21 protein-coding genes and 2 pseudogenes are annotated in these 20237 nt (G+C 64.5%); 11 read left to right on the forward strand and 12 right to left on the reverse strand.

Annotation, left to right across the window (positions count from 1 at the left end):
* Positions 1-268: 268 nt before the first annotated feature.
* Positions 269-454, reverse strand: a complete 186-nt coding sequence (locus tag J4G43_RS04410; protein WP_208084106.1) for a hypothetical protein — start codon at positions 452-454, stop codon at positions 269-271.
* Positions 455-609: 155 nt separating this feature from the next.
* Between J4G43_RS04410 and J4G43_RS04415 the strand changes: the two genes are divergently transcribed.
* The 4 genes from J4G43_RS04415 (at position 610) to J4G43_RS04430 (ending at position 4971) form a co-directional block, all read left to right on the forward strand.
* Positions 610-2754, forward strand: coding sequence for a GumC family protein (locus J4G43_RS04415; protein ID WP_208084107.1), 2145 nt, complete (start codon positions 610-612; stop codon positions 2752-2754).
* A 143-nt stretch (positions 2755-2897) separates the two neighbouring features.
* Positions 2898-3056 (forward strand): hypothetical protein, encoded by a 159-nt coding sequence (locus J4G43_RS04420; protein ID WP_166104648.1) that lies wholly within the window; start codon positions 2898-2900, stop codon positions 3054-3056.
* Between the two features lie 152 nt (positions 3057-3208).
* Positions 3209-3532, forward strand: a complete 324-nt coding sequence (locus tag J4G43_RS04425) for a hypothetical protein (protein ID WP_208084108.1) — start codon at positions 3209-3211, stop codon at positions 3530-3532.
* 119 nt (positions 3533-3651) lie between these two features.
* Positions 3652-4971 (forward strand): aminotransferase class V-fold PLP-dependent enzyme, encoded by a 1320-nt coding sequence (locus tag J4G43_RS04430; protein ID WP_208084109.1) that lies wholly within the window; start codon positions 3652-3654, stop codon positions 4969-4971.
* Positions 4972-5000: 29 nt separating this feature from the next.
* Here the strand turns inward: J4G43_RS04430 and J4G43_RS04435 are convergent, their stop codons facing one another.
* The 5 genes and pseudogenes from J4G43_RS04435 to J4G43_RS04455 form a co-directional block, all read right to left on the reverse strand.
* Positions 5001-6077: a M48 family metallopeptidase gene (locus J4G43_RS04435; protein ID WP_208084110.1), complete on the reverse strand. Its 1077-nt coding sequence runs from the start codon at positions 6075-6077 to the stop codon at positions 5001-5003.
* A gap of 28 nt (positions 6078-6105) precedes the next feature.
* The gene (locus J4G43_RS04440) at positions 6106-6633 is read right to left on the reverse strand and encodes a DUF2846 domain-containing protein (protein ID WP_225004612.1); all 528 of its coding nucleotides are present in this window, start codon (positions 6631-6633) and stop codon (positions 6106-6108) included.
* A gap of 73 nt (positions 6634-6706) precedes the next feature.
* A pseudogene (locus J4G43_RS04445) lies at positions 6707-7138 on the reverse strand (MFS transporter); the annotation flags it as partial.
* Positions 7139-7190: 52 nt separating this feature from the next.
* The gene (locus tag J4G43_RS04450) at positions 7191-8213 is read right to left on the reverse strand and encodes an LLM class flavin-dependent oxidoreductase (RefSeq protein ID WP_166104635.1); all 1023 of its coding nucleotides are present in this window, start codon (positions 8211-8213) and stop codon (positions 7191-7193) included.
* Between the two features lie 30 nt (positions 8214-8243).
* Positions 8244-9168: pseudogene (locus J4G43_RS04455) on the reverse strand (LysR substrate-binding domain-containing protein).
* Between the two features lie 107 nt (positions 9169-9275).
* On the opposite strand from J4G43_RS04455, the gene styA reads away from it, so the two are divergent.
* Positions 9276-10526, forward strand: coding sequence for a styrene monooxygenase subunit StyA (gene styA / locus J4G43_RS04460; RefSeq protein WP_208084111.1), 1251 nt, complete (start codon positions 9276-9278; stop codon positions 10524-10526).
* A gap of 24 nt (positions 10527-10550) precedes the next feature.
* Positions 10551-11030: a styrene monooxygenase NADH-dependent flavin reductase subunit StyB gene (gene styB, locus J4G43_RS04465; RefSeq protein ID WP_208084112.1), complete on the forward strand. Its 480-nt coding sequence runs from the start codon at positions 10551-10553 to the stop codon at positions 11028-11030.
* Positions 11031-11108: 78 nt separating this feature from the next.
* On the opposite strand, the gene J4G43_RS04470 is transcribed toward styB, so the two are convergent.
* Positions 11109-12167 (reverse strand): AraC family transcriptional regulator, encoded by a 1059-nt coding sequence (locus J4G43_RS04470; protein ID WP_063979793.1) that lies wholly within the window; start codon positions 12165-12167, stop codon positions 11109-11111.
* 364 nt (positions 12168-12531) lie between these two features.
* Here J4G43_RS04470 and J4G43_RS04475 point away from each other — a divergent pair, with 364 nt between their 5' ends.
* The 3 genes from J4G43_RS04475 to J4G43_RS04485 all read left to right on the forward strand — a co-directional run bounded on the left by J4G43_RS04475 (position 12532) and on the right by J4G43_RS04485 (position 14438).
* Positions 12532-12732 carry a hypothetical protein gene (locus J4G43_RS04475; RefSeq protein WP_224580952.1) on the forward strand — a complete coding sequence of 67 codons (201 nt, stop codon included), beginning with the start codon at positions 12532-12534 and terminating at the stop codon, positions 12730-12732.
* 87 nt (positions 12733-12819) lie between these two features.
* Positions 12820-13053, forward strand: coding sequence for a DUF1488 family protein (locus J4G43_RS04480; protein WP_208084113.1), 234 nt, complete (start codon positions 12820-12822; stop codon positions 13051-13053).
* 251 nt (positions 13054-13304) lie between these two features.
* A complete protein-coding gene (locus J4G43_RS04485) occupies positions 13305-14438 on the forward strand; it encodes an alpha/beta hydrolase (protein ID WP_208084114.1) in 1134 nt (377 codons plus the stop codon).
* A gap of 60 nt (positions 14439-14498) precedes the next feature.
* Here the strand turns inward: J4G43_RS04485 and J4G43_RS04490 are convergent, their stop codons facing one another.
* The 4 genes from J4G43_RS04490 to J4G43_RS04505 form a co-directional block, all read right to left on the reverse strand.
* The gene (locus J4G43_RS04490) at positions 14499-15212 is read right to left on the reverse strand and encodes a class I SAM-dependent methyltransferase (protein WP_208084115.1); all 714 of its coding nucleotides are present in this window, start codon (positions 15210-15212) and stop codon (positions 14499-14501) included.
* Positions 15209-15667, reverse strand: a complete 459-nt coding sequence (locus tag J4G43_RS04495; protein ID WP_063979788.1) for an Rrf2 family transcriptional regulator — start codon at positions 15665-15667, stop codon at positions 15209-15211. The genes J4G43_RS04490 and J4G43_RS04495 overlap by 4 nt, the downstream gene beginning before the upstream one ends.
* A 228-nt stretch (positions 15668-15895) precedes the next feature.
* Positions 15896-17917, reverse strand: coding sequence for a YgiQ family radical SAM protein (locus tag J4G43_RS04500; RefSeq protein WP_208084116.1), 2022 nt, complete (start codon positions 17915-17917; stop codon positions 15896-15898).
* 96 nt (positions 17918-18013) lie between these two features.
* Positions 18014-18169: a hypothetical protein gene (locus tag J4G43_RS04505; RefSeq protein WP_208084117.1), complete on the reverse strand. Its 156-nt coding sequence runs from the start codon at positions 18167-18169 to the stop codon at positions 18014-18016.
* A 92-nt stretch (positions 18170-18261) separates the two neighbouring features.
* Between J4G43_RS04505 and J4G43_RS04510 the strand changes: the two genes are divergently transcribed.
* Both J4G43_RS04510 and J4G43_RS04515 read left to right on the forward strand, forming a co-directional pair.
* A complete protein-coding gene (locus J4G43_RS04510) occupies positions 18262-19200 on the forward strand; it encodes a DMT family transporter (RefSeq protein WP_208084118.1) in 939 nt (312 codons plus the stop codon).
* Positions 19201-19390: 190 nt separating this feature from the next.
* Entirely contained in the window at positions 19391-19531 is a 141-nt protein-coding gene (locus tag J4G43_RS04515) for a hypothetical protein (protein ID WP_208089605.1), read from the forward strand.
* A 6-nt stretch (positions 19532-19537) separates the two neighbouring features.
* Here J4G43_RS04515 and J4G43_RS04520 read toward each other — a convergent pair whose 3' ends face one another.
* Positions 19538-20233: a GntR family transcriptional regulator gene (locus J4G43_RS04520; RefSeq protein WP_208084119.1), complete on the reverse strand. Its 696-nt coding sequence runs from the start codon at positions 20231-20233 to the stop codon at positions 19538-19540.
* Positions 20234-20237: the final 4 nt, after the last annotated feature.

Here is a 20237-nt window from a genome sequence, read left to right on the forward strand (position 1 = left end):
TTCTGGAGTGCATCTCGTCGAGCGCCGCGATCGAGTGGATACGCAAGATCCCCGGTCTCGTGCGTCGGCAGCTTCCGACGACAATACTACGATCCCGGAGCGAAAGGCGCACGCTGTTGTGAGGCGTGCCGGAATTTCCGACGGTGGCGGGCGAGGCCGCCGAATCATCGAGGTGAGAAAATTACGAGCAATTTCAATTGTGTATGAGCTCGTGTTTTTATTCTGAATGGCGCGCTAGAGCACCGTTCCGATTGCGCTGCAGCGGGCTCTAGTGAGTGCGGGTCAGCTCCACGCCATCGACCACCATTTTCCATGTTCCCGCCTCCTGGTGAGGCGGCGTCGACACCTCGAATGTCGTCGAGAGGAATGCAATGCCGACGACGAAATGATCGCCCTCGAACCGCCGCAGCGGAGCGTTGATCGACGTCGTGGTGGTCGCGCCAGCCCGGTTCAACCGAAGGCGCCGATGCCGCGCGGCGCATCGGCACGCGCGTTGACAGATTGTTCATTGACCACGGCGCGCCAGCCGTAACCGCCGGTTAACCATGGATATTTACGGTGTAGCAAGCCTCTGAACCGGGGCTGTCAGTTGATTTCGAGTCCAATCCTATGGCGTTCGGTCGAAGCGCATCTCCGCGAAGCATCGCCCCGACGGAGCCTGCGGCTTCGTGGGAAGCGTCGCGGGCTGCGACGGCGAAGCCTGACAGCGCTGCTCCTGCGCTGATCAAGGGATCGCTGACCGTCACCGGTGCGCTCTCCTTCCTGCGCGAGAATGGCCGGCGCATCCTGACGCTGGCGCTGGCGCTGTTCGCCTTGGGCGTCATTGTCCTGATGGTCTTGCCGGTTCGATATGCCGCGACAGCCCTGGTCGTCGTCGATCCCCGCGAGCTGCGCGTCACCTCGGAGCAGGACGTGCTGCCGGGCATCGGCCAGGATGCCGCAGCACTTCAGAGCCAGATCGAGATCGCCAAATCGGACGGCTTTCTCCGCCCCCTGATCGAGCAGCTCAAGATCGCCGACGACGCGGACATCGCGGGCGGTTACACCGACATGACGCGCCTGCTCGAAAAATTCCGCAACCGTCTCGATATCTCGCGCCGCGGACTGACCTACGTCATTGCGATTTCATTCACCTCGAACAATGCGGAACGGGCCGCGCATTACGCCAATGCCATCGCCGAGGCGTTCGTCGCGAGCCAAGGCCGTGTCCGCACCGAGGCCACGGACGAGGCGGCCGACTGGCTCAAGGACCGGCTGAAGGCATTGAACGAGCGCCTGCGCGTATCGGAAGATGCCGTTGCCGCCTTCAGGTTCGAGCACAAGATCCTCAATGCCGGCAAGGATTCCACGACCCAGCAATTGCGGGTGACTGACCTCAATCAGCAGGTCTCCGCCGCTCGCGCGCGCACCGAGGAAGCCAGGGCGCGTTACGAGCAGGTGCAGCGCGATCTCAAGGCCAATGTCGAAGGTCCGGTGAAGCAGGACCTCCTGAGCATGCTGCGCGCGCAGCGCTCGACCCTGAACGATCAGATCGCGCAGAAGAAAGCGGTGTACGGCGACCGCCATCCCGACCTCGCGATCTCCTACAGCCAGCTGGCTGATCTCAACAGGCAGATCGAGGTCGAGCGGAAGAAGAACATCGACACGGCGAAGTCCGAATATGAGGCTCAGCTCGAGCAGCAGAACGCGCTGGAAAAGCAGCTCAAGACGGTCGAGACGCAGATGCTGGTCGACGGCCAGGCGCTCGTGAAGCTGCAGGAGCTGCAGCGCGACGCCGATGCCAACAAGAACATCTACGAGCAGTTCCTGTCGCGGTTCAAGACGACCAACGAGCAGCGCCAGCTGCAGAGCTCCCAGACCAAGATCGCCTCGCTCGCCATTCCGCCGATGCGCTCGACGCGTCCGCCCCTCGCTTTGCTGCTTGCGGCGCTCGCGATCGGCTCGATCCTGACCTCGACGGCCGCCGTTGCGGCGATGGGAAGCATGTCCGACGGGCCCGCGCCTGCCGAGGCTCCTGCTCAAACTCTTGCGCGCGCGGAAGTGGCGGAGGCGCAAGTCCAGCGTCCGGCTCCGGCTGCGCGCCAGCCCGAGGCGATGCCGAGCCTGCCTGTCTGGGCCCGCATTCCCGATCTGGCGCCTGGCGCCGTGGCCAACACTGTGTGGCAAAGGCCGATCACTGCCTCGGCCGAGCTCGATCTCGGCGCATATCTGCGTCCGCTTCTCGAGCGGATCGATCGCGCGCCGGTGCGTGGCTGCAAGGTCGCCCTCGTGTTGTCGGTCGGCAAAGGTGCCGGCGGCAATACCGTTGCGCGCTCGCTCAATCGCGCGGCGGTGAATCGGGGCATGATGAGCGTGCTGATCCGGCTCCAGCCGGAATTCGCCGGTCACCAGCCTCCGGTGACCGAATGGCAGGACGGCTCGACCACGGCAGGGCTGCAGTCGATCGACGAGCTGCTGAGCGCCGGCAGAAAAGCCGATGCGCGGCCCGAGGACGATATTCGCTCGGAGTTCGATCTGATCGTCGTCCATGCGAGCAATCTCGCACTTCAGCCCGACGCCATTGCGCTGGCCGCACACGCTGATCTGATCATCCCGGTGGTGCGCGCCGGCGAACTCGGTTCGGCGGCGATGCGGCGGGTCGCCGCGGCGCTGTCGAGGTACAACACCGTGCCGACCGGTCTCGCCGTCAATCACGCGCCGGCGGGTTCGGTGGCGCCTCACCCTGAGGGCAGCGCGTTGAGCAGGGCGGTTTGACGATGCCGACCGGTGGCAAGGCTGCGGCTCATGCCTGAGGCGCAGCGCGCAAGCGCACCTGTAATCTGCTTCACACGCAAACGCGCCCAATGACGCTAGATGAACTAGGGCCCGCCTCCGCGCGGCCCGGTTCGGAGCTGGCGATGATGGCTGCACTGGCAAAGGCGATATCCCGCGCGACGAGAACCAACGTTGATGTCGAAACCGTAAAGGTGCTCGTGATCTTCTCGGGCGCGGGCTTGCTGCTCTCTCTCGTGGCCGCGATGATCTACGGACAGGCCCTCAACGCGGCCTTGTTCTGAGATCGCGCGAGTTGATCCCCAGGAGCCCGCCCAAAGCGGGCGTCTCGCAGGTGCCGGCCTTGCATTCGAGCCGTCATTGACGCCGTGAGGCGGCGACCGCAGGATGCAGCGTCTCCACCAATGCACAACTATCTCGGCTCGGGATTGCGGCGATGACTTCTCAAGCTCACTCCGTAACGCTGGTGCTCATTGCCCGAATACCGCCTGAGGGTATCGAGGCCTTCCGCGCCTACGAGGATGCCGTCTTGCCGCTACTCCCTGCGTTCAGCGGGCGTGTGGAGCGTCGTCTTCGAAATCCGGATGGCACGATCGAGGTGCACATCGTCAGCTTCGCATCCGATGCGGACTTCCAGGACTATCGCAGTGATCCCCGGCGCCTTGCGCAAGCCGGGTTGCTGGAAAAATCATCCGCGAAGCTGGAATTGCTTTCGATGGCGGACGTCTCGCAATGGCCGGTGACATCGGCGCAGCGATGATCGATGGGGCAATGACCGAGATGTAACCGGGCGCGCCGGGTATCATCGAACTGTCATGCCTTCGTCATTCGCGCTCTATGGATCGCTGCTCCCTTCGCCGCGCATCGTGGGGGACTGATATGCATCTGAATGAGACAATGTCGTCCGACCGCCGGTCGATCCTGAAGGGCCTCGCGGCCGCAGCCGTCACGTCCCTGGCGGCACCGGCCATGGCAGCCGACGGCCTGCCGGCGCAGCCGACCGGAGCGGCGGCCGCCATCGCCACCGACAATGCCTATTGGGCGGCGGTGAAGGGGCTCTATTCAGTGACGCCGGATGTCGTCAATCTGGAGAACGGCTTTTGGGGCATTATGGCCGAGCCGGTGAGGCGCGAGTTCATTCGCCAGACCGATATGGTCAACTATCAAAACACTTACTACGCGCGGCAGCGCGCGGGTGCGGATTTCGAGGCCGTGCGCATCAAGGTGGCCCAGGCGGTCGGCGCGGCGCCCGAGGAGATCGCGCTCACCCGCGGCGCGACCGAAGCGCTGCAGCTCCTGATCGGCGGCTACAACAAGCTGAAGCCCGGCGACAGCGTTCTCTACGCCGACCTCGACTACGATTCGATGCAGTACGCGATGAACGCGCTTAAGGCGCGCCGCGGTGTCGACGTGGTCAGGTTCGATGTGCCGGAGCCGGCCACCCGCCAGGCCGTGCTCGACGCCTATGCCCGCGCCCTCGAGGCGAATCCCAGGACCAGGCTCCTCCTCCTCACCCATGTCAGCCATCGCACCGGCCTCGTCATGCCGGTCGCCGAGATCGCCCGCATGGCCAGGGCCAAGGGCATCGATACCATCGTCGACGCCGCGCATTCCTGGGGGCAGATCGACTTCAGGGTAGGCGAGCTCGACGTCGATTTCGTCGGCTTCAACCTGCACAAATGGATCGGCGCGCCGCTCGGCGTGGGCTTCCTCTACATCAGGAAGGACCGTCTCGCCGACATCGACCGCGACATGGGCGACGAGGACTTTGCGGAGACCGATATCCGCTCGCGGGTGCACACCGGCACGGTCAATTTCGCGACGGTCCTGACGGTGCCCGCGGCCGTGGCGCTCCATCAGCAGATCGGCGCGGCGGCAAAGCAAGCCCGCCTCCGCTATTTGCGTGATTACTGGGTGAGCCGCGTCCGCGGATTCAAGGACATCGAAATCCTGACGCCGGATGAGGTCGGCTCATATGGCGCGATCACGTCCTTCCGTCTCGCCGGCAAGACCAGCAAGGCGGACAACGACGCTATCGTCGTGAAGCTGAGGGACGGCCACAAGGTCATGACGGTGCGCCGGGCGGGCGTCGCCAAGGGCCAATGCATCCGTGTGACGCCGGCGCTCTTTACAGACGAGGCCGATCTCGACCGCCTCGTCGAGGCGCTCGCCGTCGTCACGGGGACGAAGACGGGGTGAAGCCGGCGTGCGGCGGGCGCAAGGGCTATTTAGCTGCCGACTCTGACCCAGGCTTGCGCCTTCCTCCGCCATTCCTCGTCGAAGCGAGCGATGATGTCCTTTGCCGCATCCTGAGACAGAAGCCGTTCGATGGCGGACGTCCTGACCTCGTCGATGTCAGGTATGCCGGTGTATCCGAGATTGGTAAGCCGCGTGGCAAAAGGCGGATGCGTCGCGTCCGGATCGTGCTCACGCGTCAGACCTGCGATGGCAGCTGCGGCCATCGGCTCCGGCGCCCTGATGTCACCAAGCTGCTCGAAGACACGCTCGAGGGGCGGGCGCGGTGCATTGATTGCGCCCAGGACTTCCTTCTCCAGAGGAGCGTATACGAGATCGGTGAGACGCGTTCCGCACGCTTCCGTCAGCACCAGAGCGCGCGCCATCTCGGCACGTCCAACCTGTTCGGCCGCGCCGAGATCGGCGTAAAGCTCGTTCTCCCGCGACAGCGCGCGATATTCCTTGTCGAGCCATTCGATCATGGAATGGAGCAGGGCCCGGGCAATGCGCCCGGTGACGGTTCGGTCCGGATCGGCGTAGAAGAGGACATTCTCCGAAGCCGCGATGAAATCCGCGAGGTTGATGCTTCCCGAGGTGTGCCGAAGCCGGGCATGTGCCACCTCATGGGCGATGACGGCGCGAAGTGCACGCTCATCCAGGACGATCAGCAATGGCAAGCCGACGGTCATCGTGACGTGTCGCCCGAACAGGCCTGCATATCGGCTCACCTCCCCGATCGAAGCGTTGAAGTCGGTGTCGATCCGCAAGCTGCGGCTTGATCGGGCAACGCTGCGATCGAGTTCCTTCCACATTGCCCAGAGGCCTGGAGCGGTATCCTCGTTCGCCTCGAAACTCCCATGCTTTCGCGAGGGCAGGAGCAGGAGGCCAATTGCGAGCGCCACCGCGGCCATGAATATGGAGAACACGATCGGTGCTGTGGCCAGCGTCGTGATCGTGTAGCGATCGAGGGCCATCAGCCAAATGGCCAGGATCACGCAGGCCAGCGCCACGGCGGGAAGAACGGCGTAGCGACCGAGACGCAGGATGGTCTTCAGAACAACGCGTCTCATCCCCGCTTTGTCACCGGAATGATTCGAATCAGGCCTTGCCACATGAGCCGTTGCTCTGATGTAAGCTGGCGACGTTGGCGCGGCCCTGGCTTTCCGTGACCTGGATCAGCGTGATCGCGCCGGGTGTCACGATTCCCATCTGCGGCTGGGCGGAGAGATAGGTCGTGCTGCCGGCGCGCAGATCGAGGCTCACCTTCTCGCTTCCCTGCCCGAACAGATTGCTGCTCAGCGGCAAATTGTTGACGGCAACCTCGTGGCGGCCTGGAGGCAGATCGCACGCCACGAACCCCGCGGCTTGACTGCCGCCAATCACGCGTCCATCGACGGCATAGTTGGGCTGGACAGCAAATCCCAGGGCCGACGTGCGATAGACCACCAAGCGTGCAGTATTCGACTTGACGTTGTCAGTCAGCGCCGCGCCGCCCAGCGGCCCCGATGCGCACCCCGCAAGCAACGTAGCCACGACAAAAGCCCCCAGACAACCACCACGCATTTTCGCCCCTGATAGATTCCAAATCCCCGGCGGCATCATTGTCAGGGTAGTGGGCGAAGTCAATCGCGACCTCAAGTCGAGCCATCGCAGATCGCGTCAACGCATTGGAGCCTCCTCCCGGACGATCCGCGCACCCTCACGCCGTGGCGAGCGCCGGCTGCACCGGCCGCCGGCCGATCATCAGCGACAGCATGGCTGCGACGATGCCCGTCGCGCCCGCGATCATGAAGGCCTGCAGATAATCACCCTGTGTCGAGCGCATCATGCCGGCGAAGAAGGCGGCGCAGGCGGCGCCGAGCTGATGGCCGGCGACCACCCAGCCGAAGATCAGCGGCGCATCCCTGTCGCCGAAGGCTTCGTTGGCGATACGCACAGTCGGCGGCACGGCTGCGATCCAGCCGGGCCCGTAGAACACCGCGAACACTGACAGGCTGACCAAAGAGAAATCCGAGTAGGGAAGGTAGATCAGCGAAAGCCTGCGCAGGCCGTAGTAGAAGAACAGCAGCTTGCGCGGATCGAAACGGTCGGTGAGCCAGCCCGACAGGGTGGTGCCGAACAGATTGAGAAGATCAGGGTCAGCAAGAGACGGCCTGACTTTCGCAGTGAACCGGTCGACGGTCTCACCGCCAGCCAAGCGCCGGCGCGACGTGCTTCAAGATCGCCTCGATCGCATGGGCGCAATAGTCGACACCGAGCTGGTTCGGGATCGTCAGCAGCAGCGTATCGGCCTCGGCGATTGCCTCGTCCTGCTTGAGCTGCTCGATCAGTGCCTCCGGCTCTGCCGCGTAACTCCGGCCGAAGATCGCGCGCGTTTGCGGGTCGATGAAGCCGATCTGGTCTTCGCCGCCGCGCTCCCCGCCGAAATAGGCGCGGTCGCGATCGTTCATCAGCGCGAAGATGCTGCGGCTGACGGACACGCGGGGTTCGCGAGTGTGGCCGGCCTCCGTCCACGCGGCGCGATAGCTACGGATTTGCGCCGCCTGCTGCACGTGAAAAGCTTCGCCGGTCTCGTCGTTCTTCAGCGTCGAGCTCTGCAGATTCATGCCGAGCTTCGCCGCCCACACCGCGGTCGCGTTCGAGCCGGCGCCCCACCAGATCCGTTCGCGCAGGCCTGCCGCATGCGGTTCGAGGCGCAGCAGTCCCGGCGGATTGGGAAACATCGGCTGCGGATTGGGCTCGGCAAAACCTTCGCCGCGCAACAGGTCCAGAAAGACCTCCGCGTGGCGCCGGCCCATGTCGGCGTCGCTCTGGCCGTCGGCCGGGCGATAACCAAAGTAGCGCCAGCCGTCGATCACCTGCTCCGGCGAGCCGCGGCTGATGCCGAGCTGGAGCCGTCCGCCGGCGATGAGATCGGCGCTGCCCGCATCCTCGATCATGTAGAGCGGGTTCTCGTAGCGCATGTCGATCACGGCCGTGCCGATCTCGATTGTGCTGGTTTTTGCGCCGACGGCGGCGAGCAGCGGGAAGGGCGAGGCCAGCTGGCGCGCGAAGTGATGCACGCGGAAATAGGCGCCATCCGCGCCGAGCTGTTCCGCCGCGACGGCCAGCTCGATGGATTGCAGCAGCGTGTCCGCCGCCGAGCGGGTCTGCGACTGCGGCGAGGGCGTCCAGTGTCCGAAGGACAGAAATCCGATCTTTTTCATGGGCGTCATTTAATGATGGCGGGGGCGGCGTCAACCGCCTGCGCCGGAGGTGCGGGTATGCGACGGGGCTGGCGCGAAATGCTCGGCGCGGTCGACCAGGAGATCCAGAAAACTTCGCGCGCGCAGCGACATCCACTGCGTCTCCGGATAGACCGCGTGCAGGGGCAGCGCGGCGATGGTGTAGTCCGGAAGCACATGTTCGAGCTCGCCGCTGCGAAGGCCCTCGGCGGCATTCCATTCGGGCAGGATTGCGATGCCGAGATGCTGCATCGTCGCCTCCTGCATCGCATCGGCGTCGTCGACGTGAATGGGTCCGTTGATCGATGCGACGTGACGGCCATGCTCGGATTCGAAGGCCCATTGGTGCGCCGGCGACATCCGTGAATAGACGATGCACTGGTGCGAGCCGAGATCGTCAGGTGTCCGCGGCAGCGGGCGGCCGTGCAGATAGGTGGGTGTTGCAACCAGATGGCGCTGCACGGTCCCGAGCCGGCGGGCGACCAGCGTGCTCGCCTCCAGGTTTCCAATGCGCAGCGCAGATGCCTTCTTCCACCAGATTGACGAACCGCTCGCTGAAGCGGATGTCGACCCGCACTTCCGGATAATTCCGAACGTACTCGGCGATGACGGGCATCATGTAGCGCCGTCCGAACGACGACGGCACGCCGATCCGGAGCATGCCGGTCGGGCGGGGTGCGGCCTGTTCGACACTCGACCGCGCCATGTCGAAGCTGTCGAGGATCTGCCGCGCGAGATCGTAGATCCGGTGCGCCTCGGCCGTCGGCTTCAGTGTGCGCGTCGTGCGCGAAAACAGCTGCGTGCCGAATTCGGTTTCAAGCATCGCAATGCGCTTGCTGATCGCGGGCTGGCCGATCCCGAGCTCCTTGGCCGCAGCCGAGAAGCTGCCGCCCTCCAGGGCGCGAACGAAAGCGCGCAGGCAATCGATCCGGTCCATAATTCATTCCGATCTGGAATAAATTATATCCCATTTATTCCGTAGTGCGCAACTCGGCGGGTCGCTAGGCTCCCTCAAAACAAGCATTCACAGGGGAGGAGACGAAATTGGCACGCCATATCGGAATTGTCGGCGCCGGCATCGCCGGCCTGCATCTCGCGCTTTACCTGCAGAAGCACGGCGTGGACGCGACGATCATCACGGATCGACCGCCTGAGGAATACAAGAACATCCGCCTGCTCAACACCGTCGCGCATCACCACGTGACGATCGCGCGCGAGGACTATCTCGGCGTCAATCATTGGAGCGATCCGAAGGTCCACTACTACTATCACGATCACGTCTTCAATTTTCCGCAGCCGCTGAGCTTTCGTGGTGATTTCTCGAAGCCGAGCCGCGCCGTCGACTACCGGATCTATCTTCCTGCCCTGATGCAGGACTTCGTGAAGCGAGGCGGCAAGATCGAATACCGCCGCATCGAGGAGCGCGACATCCGTCCGCTGGTCGCCCGTTTCGATCTCCTGGTCGTCTCGACCGGCAAGGGCCCGCTGGGCCAGCTCTTCACTTACCGGCCGGAGCACACGCCCTATTCGCAGCCGCAACGGCGGCTGTGCGTCGGGCTCTACACCGGCGTGCGGCAGCCCGATCCCATGAACGTCACGCTCTCGGTGTCTCCCGGGCATGGCGAGATGATCGTGATCCCGACCATTACGTACGGTGGCATCGCCAACGCGCTGCTGATGGAGAACGTGCCCGGCGGCGACATGGAGGAACTGGCCACGCTCAGCTACGACGACAACCCGAAGCACTTCTTGAAAGTGCTGCTCGGCAAGCTCGAGAAGCATCACCCGACGACCTACGACCGCATCGACGCCGCGCGCTTCGATCTCGCGCAGCCGCAGGATCTGCTGCAAGGCGGCGTGGTCCCGACGGTGCGCAACACTGTGGTCGAGTTCGACGACGGCAAATGCGCGATCGCGCTCGGTGACGTCCATGCGATCGTCGATCCCATGATGGGCCAGGGCGCCAATGTCGCCTCCTATGCGGCCTTCGTGCTCGGCGAGGAGATCGTCAACGCGGATGCGCTCGACTTGCGCCTGTGCGAGAAGATCGAGCTGAAACGACAGGATCGCGTGCTGGCGGCCTCGCGCTGGACCAATGTGATGCTGCAGCCGCCGACGGAAGCGCTGGGCATGCTGATCGGCGCGATGAGCCAGAACCCGGCGCTGGCCAACGAGTTCACCGAGAATTTCAACTACCCGGACCGGCAGTGGGACCGCATCTGCACGCCGCAGCGCATCCAGGCCTGGATCGAGCGCATGTCGGCGCCGCCTGAGCCGGTCAGGGCGATTGCGTGAGGACCGATGCGAGTGGGGATTGACATGCCGCGCGCCAATCCGGCCTCATTCCGCGAGGCCGCATCGCGCTTTACGACCGGTGTCGCGGTGCTGACCGCGCTGGACGAGCACGGCCGCGTCTGCGGCATGACCGCGAACAGCTTTGTCACCGTCAGCCTGTCGCCGCCAACCGTGCTGGTGTCGGTCATGCCAGGACGCATGCACCGGGCGATCTCGGCGACCGGACGCTACTGCGTCAACGTCCTGCCCGAGCATGGCAGGGACCTGTCGCGGCACTTCGCGAGCCAGCCGAACACCGGCGCGGCGCCGGACATCGTCGACGGCCTGCCGCGCCTGTCCGGCTGCATGGCCTGGTTCGCCTGCGAGGTCACACGCCACGTCGATGTCAGCGACCACACGTTGATCATCGCCGAAGTCTCGAGCTGCGACTATCGCGACACCACGCCGCTGGTGTTCTTCTCAAGCCGGTATCATCGAGGGGCGGGGGTGCCGGTGGATCGGTGAGGGTTGCAGCGGTCCGCGGCTTGAGCGGATCTGGTGTTTTCCTGGCTGCATCGGGGCGCTTTGGCGTTACCGCCGGGACTAGCTTGCCCTGGCGTTCTTTGCGCGAGGGGGCGTATCGTTGACGTTGTCGGCGCGCTTGGGATCGTCCGCGGCACGCCATTGTCGTGGCGTCATTCCGGTCCAGCGCCTGAAGGCGTGGGTGAATGCGCTGACTTCGCCATAGCCGAGCAGCCAGGCGGTTTGCGAAATCGGCAACTCGTCCTTTTTCAAATAGCTTTTGGCGAGGTCGATTTTCAGCTCGTCCATAATGCCGGTGAAGGTCAGTCCTTCCGACGCGAGGCGCCGCGCCAACGTGCGGTGGCTCATGCCGAGCCGGCGCGCGATCTCCTCAGCCCGTGCCTCGCGATGGGGAAGCAGTGGCGCGATGGCATTCTCGACGCTCGATCTGAGCGAAACTCCCCCAGGCTTCCGATGTGCAAGCGCCTCCTCGCAGAAGGTCACCAGCAGATCGTTCAAGTGGTGATCGGCACTTTCGATGGGCATCTGTCCCACGGACTGAGGGAAGGCGATCTCATCGACGTCTGATCCGAACTCGATCTCGCAACCAAGGAACGACCTGACCTCCGCGGGCATCGCTCGACGGCGATGGGCGACTTTGACACGGCTTGGCACCACGCGGCGGTTGGTCAGTGCGCGGTTGATTCGAATGATAGAGGTCACCCAGAATTCGATCTGGTGCCGATCCGACCGCCGTTCCACGCCGACATAGCTCAACGCAATCGCCATGTCCTTCGCGGCAAATCGCAGTGAAATTCCCTCGTTCGCGAGGCGGCAATAGCGCTCCGTCTTTGACAAGGCTTCAGCGACTGTCCCGGATGAGGCCGCGACATAGTAGAGCAGGCCGATCTCACGAAGGTCGAAGTCCCGTGCCAGGTGAAATCCCAGGGCGTCGTCGTGCAGCGCCTCGGCACCAAGCTCCAGAAACTTGATCTGGCTTTCAACGCTCAGCCGCGCCTTGCGGTCTTGGATCTGCTCGAGGGTCAATCTGGCCTTGGACAGCAAGCCGTCCGCCTGAATGCCGGCTTCGCGCAGGCGGGCCCACACCAGGCGGGCGATGCCGCCGGTCGCACTGGGCATGGCTTGCAATTGGGGCGAACGGGCAGCAGCCACATCGAACCCTTTCGTCGTTGCCGCTGCGGCCTTGAGTCCTCGGCTCGCGCATCGGGATCGCGGCATAGAAAATCAAGTTATTGGCTCACGATAACAAGAAACCGGGTGTCATGTGACTTAAATCGGCGATCTGTCCCCCTAGGTGCGTCGTCTGTACTCGGGGGCGAACCCACCCCGAAAAAGCCCGAAGGCCTTGATGTCCAGCTGCGATGGCGCGCCGCCTATAAACGTGAAGATATTGCGAAGTTACGGAAAATTGCTCGGAATTCCTCATATCGCTCATGGCCCACGGACGGTTGCGCTTGAGCGCGTTGGCGATTGCGAGATCAACATGTTCGAAACGCTTGAAGCCGGTTCAGCTGCGGCGCCCCTGTTCTGGATGGAGCTGTTCGATCTTCGCGTTCACGCCTCGCGCGACAGCCGCGGATGCCACAACATGAGCGACGCAGTCGCAGCGTTCAACGATTTTGCTTCGCAGGCGAGCCGCCTGGCGGAGGTGCCGCCGTGCGACACCGGCGAAGCCGTAGGCTGACAATTGCCGCGTCCACCGAAAGTATCCCCAGCGGAAAACGCAGCGCTTCTGACGCGCAGCCAGATTCTTGGCTACGACACGGAGCGGATGGCGTTTCTGTTTACGATGACGTATGGCGCCAGCATCGTCGACTGCGAGATAAGCAGCGTCGCGCTGCACGACCTTCACGGCTCGAAGGGCACGCGTCCCGACGAAAGGGAGACCCAATTCAGGCGTCTCCGCGACGCGGTCGAGCGCCTTGCATCATACGCTTTCGAACAGCAGGGCAGGCGGCAGCGCGAGCGGCTCCGCATCTTCTCCAAGCACGTCAAGGCGCTCTGACGACCGCCAAAGCAAGGCCGCCGCCGCAACGGCAACGCATATGCAATTTGTGCCACGTGAGATGCTCGACATCTCCCTCTTAAACATTTCACTCGACCATGGTCTGCAAGACCGGGTTCCGCAGTTGTCGCCGGCTGGGTGTTGCCGCGCCGTGACATCCAGGCACGCTCAGCCGGTATAGACTGGTCGATATCCGGTGCCCCTTCCGTTGCCCGGATGGTGAGTTATCGCGCTCTTGCGTCCAGTTGTGAGTGTTGCCGGTGGTCCGGACGAGTCGCATCAGTGCTCCAGCAGTTTTGTTGGCTTTGTCGATCGCAGCAGTCCTGGGCGGCTGTGCAGGACGTCCGTCGCAGGGCGTGCTTGTTCCGACAGCGCAGGTCGCCCCCGGAAACACAAATGTCCCGATCTACGTCGTCACCAATCGCAAGCGATCCGACGTCGATCCCGGTGAGATGTTCAGCGGGGACCGTTCGGACGAGCTGTCCTTTGCCGAGGTGACTGTCTCGATCCCGCCAGATGCCGCGCGGAAGATCGGCGAAGTGCAGTGGCCCGCGAGCCTGCCCGGCGACCCCCAACGGGATTTCACGACTGTGTCGGCCGACTATCTCGACAAGACGCATTTCGCTGCGTCTGTCGCCGCGGCGATGAAGCAGTCCGGTCGCAACAAGGTGCTTGTCTTCGTCCACGGCTTCAACAACCGCTTCGATGATGCGGTCTATCGCTTCGCGCAGATCGTGCACGACTCCAATGTGCCGGTCGTTCCCGTGCTTTTCACCTGGCCATCGCGCGGCGAGCTGAGGCTGCGCGCGTATACCTATGACCGGGAAAGCGCCAATTTTTCGCGTGACGCGCTCGACAATCTGTTGAGCACGCTCGACGCCTCGTCTGCCGTCGGCGAAGTTTATCTTCTGGCTCATTCGATGGGCAATTGGATCGCACTGGAAGCACTGCGAACGCGGGCGATCCGCGCCCCGGCTGTCGCGTCGAAGCGCAGCAAGCTGAAGAATGTGATGCTGGTGGCACCCGACGTGGATGTCGATGTCTTCCGCTCGCAACTGAACCGGATGAGCGGCGCGCGGCCCCCCATCTCGTTGTTCGTCTCGCGTGACGACGGCGCGCTCTCGCTGTCGAAGACGATCTGGGGAGACGTCGCCCGCCTGGGCGATATCGACCCGACCCAGGAGCCTTATCGAACTGAGCTCGCGCGCGACCGGATCGACGTCTACGACCTGACGAAACTGGCGGTCGCCGGCGACGACGCCCACGACCGGGCTTTCGAGCAGGTAGGCCCGGTTGTCGCAATGATCCGCCAACGCATGGCCCAGGGCCAAGCGCTGGGTGAACAGAAGGCGGCCGCGGGCCCGCTCGCGCGGCTTGCGGAGTAGCGCGAGAGGCAGGCCCTGCCTGGCTTCTTCATGGCGACGTGTCGACGAGGCCGTGACGTCTCAGGCGTAGGCGACCCAGCCGCGGAACGTGAAGCCGATGTAGAACAGGGTTGGGACGGAGAAGCCTGCGTCGCGCAAAATTGCTTCGTCTCGCGCGGGCGCCAGAATGCTCAACTGGCCGTCGACCGCCTTTCGCGCGGCGGCCGCCTTGTCGGGCTCGACTCCGGCTGCGGCGAGAAAGGCGGAATAGCGCGAGAGCCAAAGCGGCCGTTCATCGTCGTCGCCGGGGATGCTGAAATGGGCCGCGACGAACGGCGCGCCGGGCTTGAGGCGGCGGCGGATTTCGGACGCTATTCGCAGCCGTTCCTCGACATCGACGAAGTGCAGGGTCAACAGGCACGTCGCGCCGTCGAACGGCCCCTCCGGTGCATCGTCGATATAGCCTTGGTGCAGACGCGCGCGCGACGCGAGCGGGCCCAGCGTCTGCTTCGCGAGATTCAGCATCGCAGCGGACGGGTCCACGCCGTCGAAGGTCCAGCGCGGCTGCGCTTGCGCAAAGGCATTCAGCTCCAGGCCGCCGCCGGCGCCAAGAACGAGTATTCGCGCATCTTCACGCGCACGCCCGCCCAAAAGGATCGCCGCCATGGACAGCATCGAATTGTAGCCGGGAACAAACCGTGGCGGCCCTTCGGTGTACTTCGCCACCATCTGCGGATCGGAGAACGCGTTTTGAATGTCGGTCACGATGTTGTCCTGCTGAGGGGAATCGGTCACGCGTGATGCGCGCTCATGCTGTGAAGCTTTCGCGCACCCAGGCGCTTGCGCAGATCGTCGCTCAGCATCGCCAGCGTCACTTCGCCAAAGCGCGACAGCAGCAACGCCTCTGCATCGTCAAAGGCCTGATCGAGCGCGGCATTGACGGCCTGCTCGACGAGGCAGCCAGGCGCCTCGGTCCGGTTGCCCATGGCCAGAATCGAGGGGCTGCCGAGCGCGGTGTAGACGTCGCGCAGCGTCACCCTCGACAGATCGCAAGCCAGCGTCCAGCCACCGCCGTGCCCCTTCTCGGAGCGGACGTAACCGAGGTCGCGCAGGCCCGCCATGATGCGGCGGATCACCACCGGGTTGGTGTCCATGGCCTTCGCCAGGGTCTCGGAGGTGAACGGGCCAGGCTGCTGCGCCATGTGCAGCAGGACGTGGAGAACCCCTGATAATCGGCCGTCTCGTTTCATGTAACTTCATATGTTACATGATGGCGCCGAGGTCAACTGGTTTCGGAGCGGGCATAAGGAGCTCGTTGCCATCCTGCGCCTGTTTTGCCCGACGGGTCAGCGTCGCGGCAAAGCGCCTAAGTCATTGATCCCGCTCATGCCGTCTACTGTGCATGGGGTTGTTTTCGACATTTTTGGTTTGAGGGCACAACAGCCGCGGGCTGAACCGGATCTCATCCGGCTCTGCCGCTACTTCATCACCCGCAGGCCCTTGGTCGTGAACCGCTGCGTCTTGCCGCCGGGGCGAACCGGTCGGCGCGTGCCGGCGGCCTTGCCGGTGCCGGGGGGCTGATGCGCGGGCACGAGCTGGTCGGGACGCGAGCCGATCAGGTCGCGGCGGCCCATCTCGATCAAGGCCTCGCGCAGCACCGGCCAATTGTCGGGGTCGTGATAGCGCAAAAACGCCTTGTGCAGCCTTCGCTGCCGCAGGCCCTTGATCGCCTCGACCTTGTCGCTGCCGCCGCGGCGTACGCCGCGCAGCGGGTTGACGCCGGTGTGGTACATCGCGGTCGCGGTCGCCATCGGCGAGGGCAGGAAGGTCTGCACCTGATCGGCGCGATAGCGGTTCTTCTTGAGCCAGAGCGCGAGGTTCATCATGTCCTCGTCGGTCGTGCCCGGATGCGCCGCGATGAAATACGGGATCAGGTAGTATTTCTTGCCGGCCTGCTCGGCCGCGGCATCGAACATCCGCTTGAACTGGTTGTAGGCGCCGATGCCCGGCTTCATCATCTTGTCGAGCGGGCCGCGCTCGGTATGTTCGGGCGCGATCTTCAGATAGCCGCCGACGTGATGGGTGACGAGCTCCTTGATGTATTCCGGGCTCTCGACCGCGAGATCGTAGCGCACGCCGGAGGCGACCATCACCTTCTTGATGCCCTTGGTCTCGCGCACCTTGCGATAGAGCCGGATCAGGTCGTCATGCGAGGTGTTGAGGTTCGGGCAGATCTCGGGGAAGACGCAGGACGGCCGCCGGCACGCGGCCTCGACCTTCGGGTCCTTGCACGCCATCCGGTACATGTTGGCGGTGGGGCCGCCGATGTCGGAGATCACGCCGGTGAAGCCCGGCGTCTTGTCGCGGATTTTTTCGATCTCGCGCAGGATCGAGCCCTCGGAGCGGTTCTGGATGATGCGGCCTTCGTGCTCGGTGATCGAGCAGAAGGTGCAGCCGCCGAAGCAGCCGCGCATGATCGTCACCGAGAACTTGATCATGTCCCAGGCGGGGATTTTTGCCTCGCCGTAGGACGGATGCGGAGCACGCGCATAGGGCAGGTCGTAGACCGCGTCCATCTCGTCGCTGGTCAGCGGGATCGGCGGCGGGTTGAGCCAGAGATCGCGGTCGCCATGGCGCTGCACCAGCGGCCGCGCATTGCCGGGATTGCTCTCCCGGTGCAGCACGCGTGACGCGCGGGCATAGGCTTCCTTGTCCTGCTCGACCTGCTCCAGCGCCGGCAGCCGGATCACGGTCGCGCCCTTCTGGCGCGTTGCGCCCTCGTCGGCGGAATCGAGATCGTCGGCGTGCAGTTCGGAATAGTCTTCGGGCACTCGGCGGAACAGCGCGACGCCTCTGATGTCGCTGAGCTCGCGCGGTGCCTCGCCGTCAGCGAGCCGCTGCGCCACCTCGACGACCGCGCGCTCGGCATTGCCGTAGAGCAACAGGTCGGCCTTGGCGTCAGCCAGCACCGAGCGGCGCACCTTGTCGGACCAGTAATCGTAATGCGCGATCCTGCGCAGCGAGGCCTCGATCCCACCGAGCACGATCGGCACGTCCTTGAACGCCTCGCGGCAGCGCTGCGCGTAGACGACGGTGCAGCGGTCGGGCCGCTTGCCGCCTTCGCCGCCGGCCGTATAGGCGTCGTCGCTGCGGATGCGCCGGTCCGCGGTGTAGCGGTTCACCATGGAGTCCATGTTGCCGCCGGTGACGCCGAAAAACACTTTTGGCTTGCCGAGCGCCTTGAACGGATCGGCCGAATGCCAGTCGGGCTGGGAGATGATGCCGACCCGAAAGCCCTGCGCCTCCAGCAGCCGGCCGATGATGGCCATGCCAAAACTCGGATGGTCGACATAGGCATCGCCGGTCACCAGCACGATGTCGCAGGCGTCCCAGCCGAGCGCGTCCATCTCGGCGCGGCTCATGGGAAGGAATGGCGCCGGCTTGCGCGGGCGCGCCTGCGCCATCAGGGGCTTTTCGGCGGTGATGATCTGGATGTCCATGGCGCCTACGCATAGGGCTCCGGGCGTACGAATACAACCGACGGACGCGTGAAGATTTGCGGTTCCGCCAGGGGCTATCCGGCTTGCGGGAGTGCGTTAACCGTTCGCGAACCCCTGCCGGACCTCGGCAGTCGTGGCCGGCTCGCCGCCATGCTGGCGGACCATCCGCACGGCATTCTCGACGAGGCGGAGATTAGTCACCGTCGAGCCCGGCAGCGCCGCCTCGATCCAGGCCATGCGCATGGCGAGCATCGCCTCGCCGCCCGGAACAGTGCGCGTGCCGCATATGGGCGACCCCTCTTCCGGGTTCTCACTGCGGCCGACATCGGATATCCGATTGCTCCATGGGCAAGGAAATTTCTGACGGCGGTGATGACGCCCGCGCTGCGCCGTCCACCGAGGCCTGGCTCGGTGCGGTTGCGCTGATCGGCTTCATCCTGGTGGCGACCGCGCAGGCCTCAAATCAGATTCTGGCGCGGGGCCTCGCGGGCTCCGTCCCGCCCTTCGCGCTCGCCTTCTTCCGCTGGAGCATCGTTGCCATCGGGCTCGCGCCGATCGCGTTCGCCGAAATCCGCGGCGGCCGCGTGCCACTCGGCAAGAACATCTGGCCGATCCTCGCCGCCGGCTTCATGGGCATGTTCCTCTGCGGCGGCCCGGTCTATGCCGCGGGCATCTCGACGACGGCGATCCACATCGCGTTGATCATGGCGCTGTCGCCGGTCACGGTGCTGATGATCTCTGCGGTGCTCGGCATCGAGCAGGTCGGCCCGCTGCAATGGCTCGGCACGGCGCTTGCGCTCGCCGGCGCCTTGCTCATCATCTCCGGCGGTCATCCGGAGACCTTGTTCGCACTGGAGACCGCAGCGGGCGACGGCCTGGTCGTGATCGCGATGCTCGGCTGGTCCGGCTACACGCTGCTGCAATCGCGCGCGGCGCCCAAGGCGTCGCTGCTGGCGCGCATGAGCCTGTTCGCAGGCGCCGGCGCGCTGTTCTCGCTGCCGCAGGCGCTGATCGAGATGTGGACCACGCCGGCGCAGGTCTTCAGCACGAAAGCGGTGTCGGCTTACGTCTTCGCCGGGATCGTTCCCGGGCTGCTCGCCTATGCCGGCTTTGCCTGGCTCGGCGGCAAATTCGGTTCGGTCCGAACCTCGCTTGTGCTTTATCTCGGACCGATCGCGAGCGCCCTTCTGTCGTTCGCAATTCTCGGTGAACCGCCAAAACTGATCCATCTGTTCGGCGGTGTGCTGATCCTCGGCGGGGTCTGGGCGAGCCTGCGCAAATAGCTCCATCGATCCGAGTTGTGGTTCATTCGCAGGAACCAACCGCCTCCGCGAACATTCTGATCAAGGGACCGATGCGAGCCATGCTCGCGCGCGCCCCGACCATCCCGGCGCCAGTGCCGTAACCGGATTTTGCCTCGACGCTTCGTTTCGGGGCGATGGGGGACTTGTGAGTACGGTCATAGAGAACTTGTTGTCACGGAAGCAGAAGCTTGTGGAACAGCTCGAGAAGGTGCAGTCGATCGACGATCGCGACAAGATCGAGCACCAGCTCGAACAGATCAACACCGCGCTGGATTTTCTGGACAGGCCGGGATCGAAGGACGCGGGGTAGAAGCGCTCAGTCCACCTTCAGCGCCTCCACTTTCAAGGCCTCCACTTTCAAGGCCTTGGCGTAGACCAGGCCGGAATTGGTGATGTGCGTTGTCATCAGTGCTTCGAAGGCCGCGAACTCGCCGAGCGCGAACAGATCGAGCAGCTTGCGATGCTCGTCGAAGGACGAGCGGGTGCGCACGTCGATCGGCGACGTCAGATTGGTGCGCAGCGCCGCGACGCGGCCGGAGACGAGCTGGTAGGATTCGATGAGATAGCGGTTGCTGCAATGCGCGAACAATCCTTCGTGAAAGCCCGCATCGGCGCGGCCATAGGCGATGTTGTCCTTCGCCGCGATCGCCGGCTCCATCGCCGCGATTGCCTCGCTCATCGTCGCAATCGCGCCGTCGCGATCGTGACGAAACGCGAGCTCGGCGGCCTTGGGCTCGAGCGCGATCCGGAAGGTGCAGAGCGCAGTGATGTCGTCCGCGCTCGGCGTGAACACGAAGCTGCCGACCTGCGGCCGGATCACGACCAGGCCCTGCGCCTGCAACTGGCCCATCGCCTCGCGCACCGGCGTGCGGCTGACGCCGAAGGAATTCGCCACCATCTCCTCGGAGATGGCGGCGCCGAGCGCGAACTCGCCGTCGATGATGGCCTGGCGCAGCCGCAGCACCACCCGCTGCGACAGCGATTTCGGCGTATCGAGCTTGAGCGATCGCATCTGC

Origin of the sequence: Bradyrhizobium barranii subsp. barranii (assembly GCF_017565645.3) — a bacterium.
Taxonomy (GTDB): domain Bacteria; phylum Pseudomonadota; class Alphaproteobacteria; order Rhizobiales; family Xanthobacteraceae; genus Bradyrhizobium; species Bradyrhizobium barranii.

Coding starts and splice junctions, on each gene's coding strand:
- J4G43_RS04435 (WP_208084110.1), bottom strand. CDS start 6,077: ATGAGACGCGTTGTTCTGAAGACCATCCTGCGTCTCGGTCGCTACGCC.
- J4G43_RS04495 (WP_063979788.1), bottom strand. CDS start 15,667: ATGAAACGAGACGGCCGATTATCAGGGGTTCTCCACGTCCTGCTGCAC.
- J4G43_RS04470 (WP_063979793.1), bottom strand. CDS start 12,167: ATGCCCAGTGCGACCGGCGGCATCGCCCGCCTGGTGTGGGCCCGCCTG.
- J4G43_RS04450 (WP_166104635.1), bottom strand. CDS start 8,213: ATGAAAAAGATCGGATTTCTGTCCTTCGGACACTGGACGCCCTCGCCG.
- J4G43_RS04480 (WP_208084113.1), top strand. CDS start 12,820: ATGGCGTTTCTGTTTACGATGACGTATGGCGCCAGCATCGTCGACTGC.
- J4G43_RS04505 (WP_208084117.1), bottom strand. CDS start 18,169: ATGCTCGCCATGCGCATGGCCTGGATCGAGGCGGCGCTGCCGGGCTCG.
- styB (WP_208084112.1), top strand. CDS start 10,551: ATGCCGCGCGCCAATCCGGCCTCATTCCGCGAGGCCGCATCGCGCTTT.
- J4G43_RS04520 (WP_208084119.1), bottom strand. CDS start 20,233: ATGCGATCGCTCAAGCTCGATACGCCGAAATCGCTGTCGCAGCGGGTG.
- J4G43_RS04500 (WP_208084116.1), bottom strand. CDS start 17,917: ATGGACATCCAGATCATCACCGCCGAAAAGCCCCTGATGGCGCAGGCG.
- J4G43_RS04475 (WP_224580952.1), top strand. CDS start 12,532: ATGTTCGAAACGCTTGAAGCCGGTTCAGCTGCGGCGCCCCTGTTCTGG.
- J4G43_RS04420 (WP_166104648.1), top strand. CDS start 2,898: ATGATGGCTGCACTGGCAAAGGCGATATCCCGCGCGACGAGAACCAAC.
- J4G43_RS04510 (WP_208084118.1), top strand. CDS start 18,262: ATGGGCAAGGAAATTTCTGACGGCGGTGATGACGCCCGCGCTGCGCCG.
- J4G43_RS04430 (WP_208084109.1), top strand. CDS start 3,652: ATGCATCTGAATGAGACAATGTCGTCCGACCGCCGGTCGATCCTGAAG.
- J4G43_RS04425 (WP_208084108.1), top strand. CDS start 3,209: ATGACTTCTCAAGCTCACTCCGTAACGCTGGTGCTCATTGCCCGAATA.
- J4G43_RS04415 (WP_208084107.1), top strand. CDS start 610: ATGGCGTTCGGTCGAAGCGCATCTCCGCGAAGCATCGCCCCGACGGAG.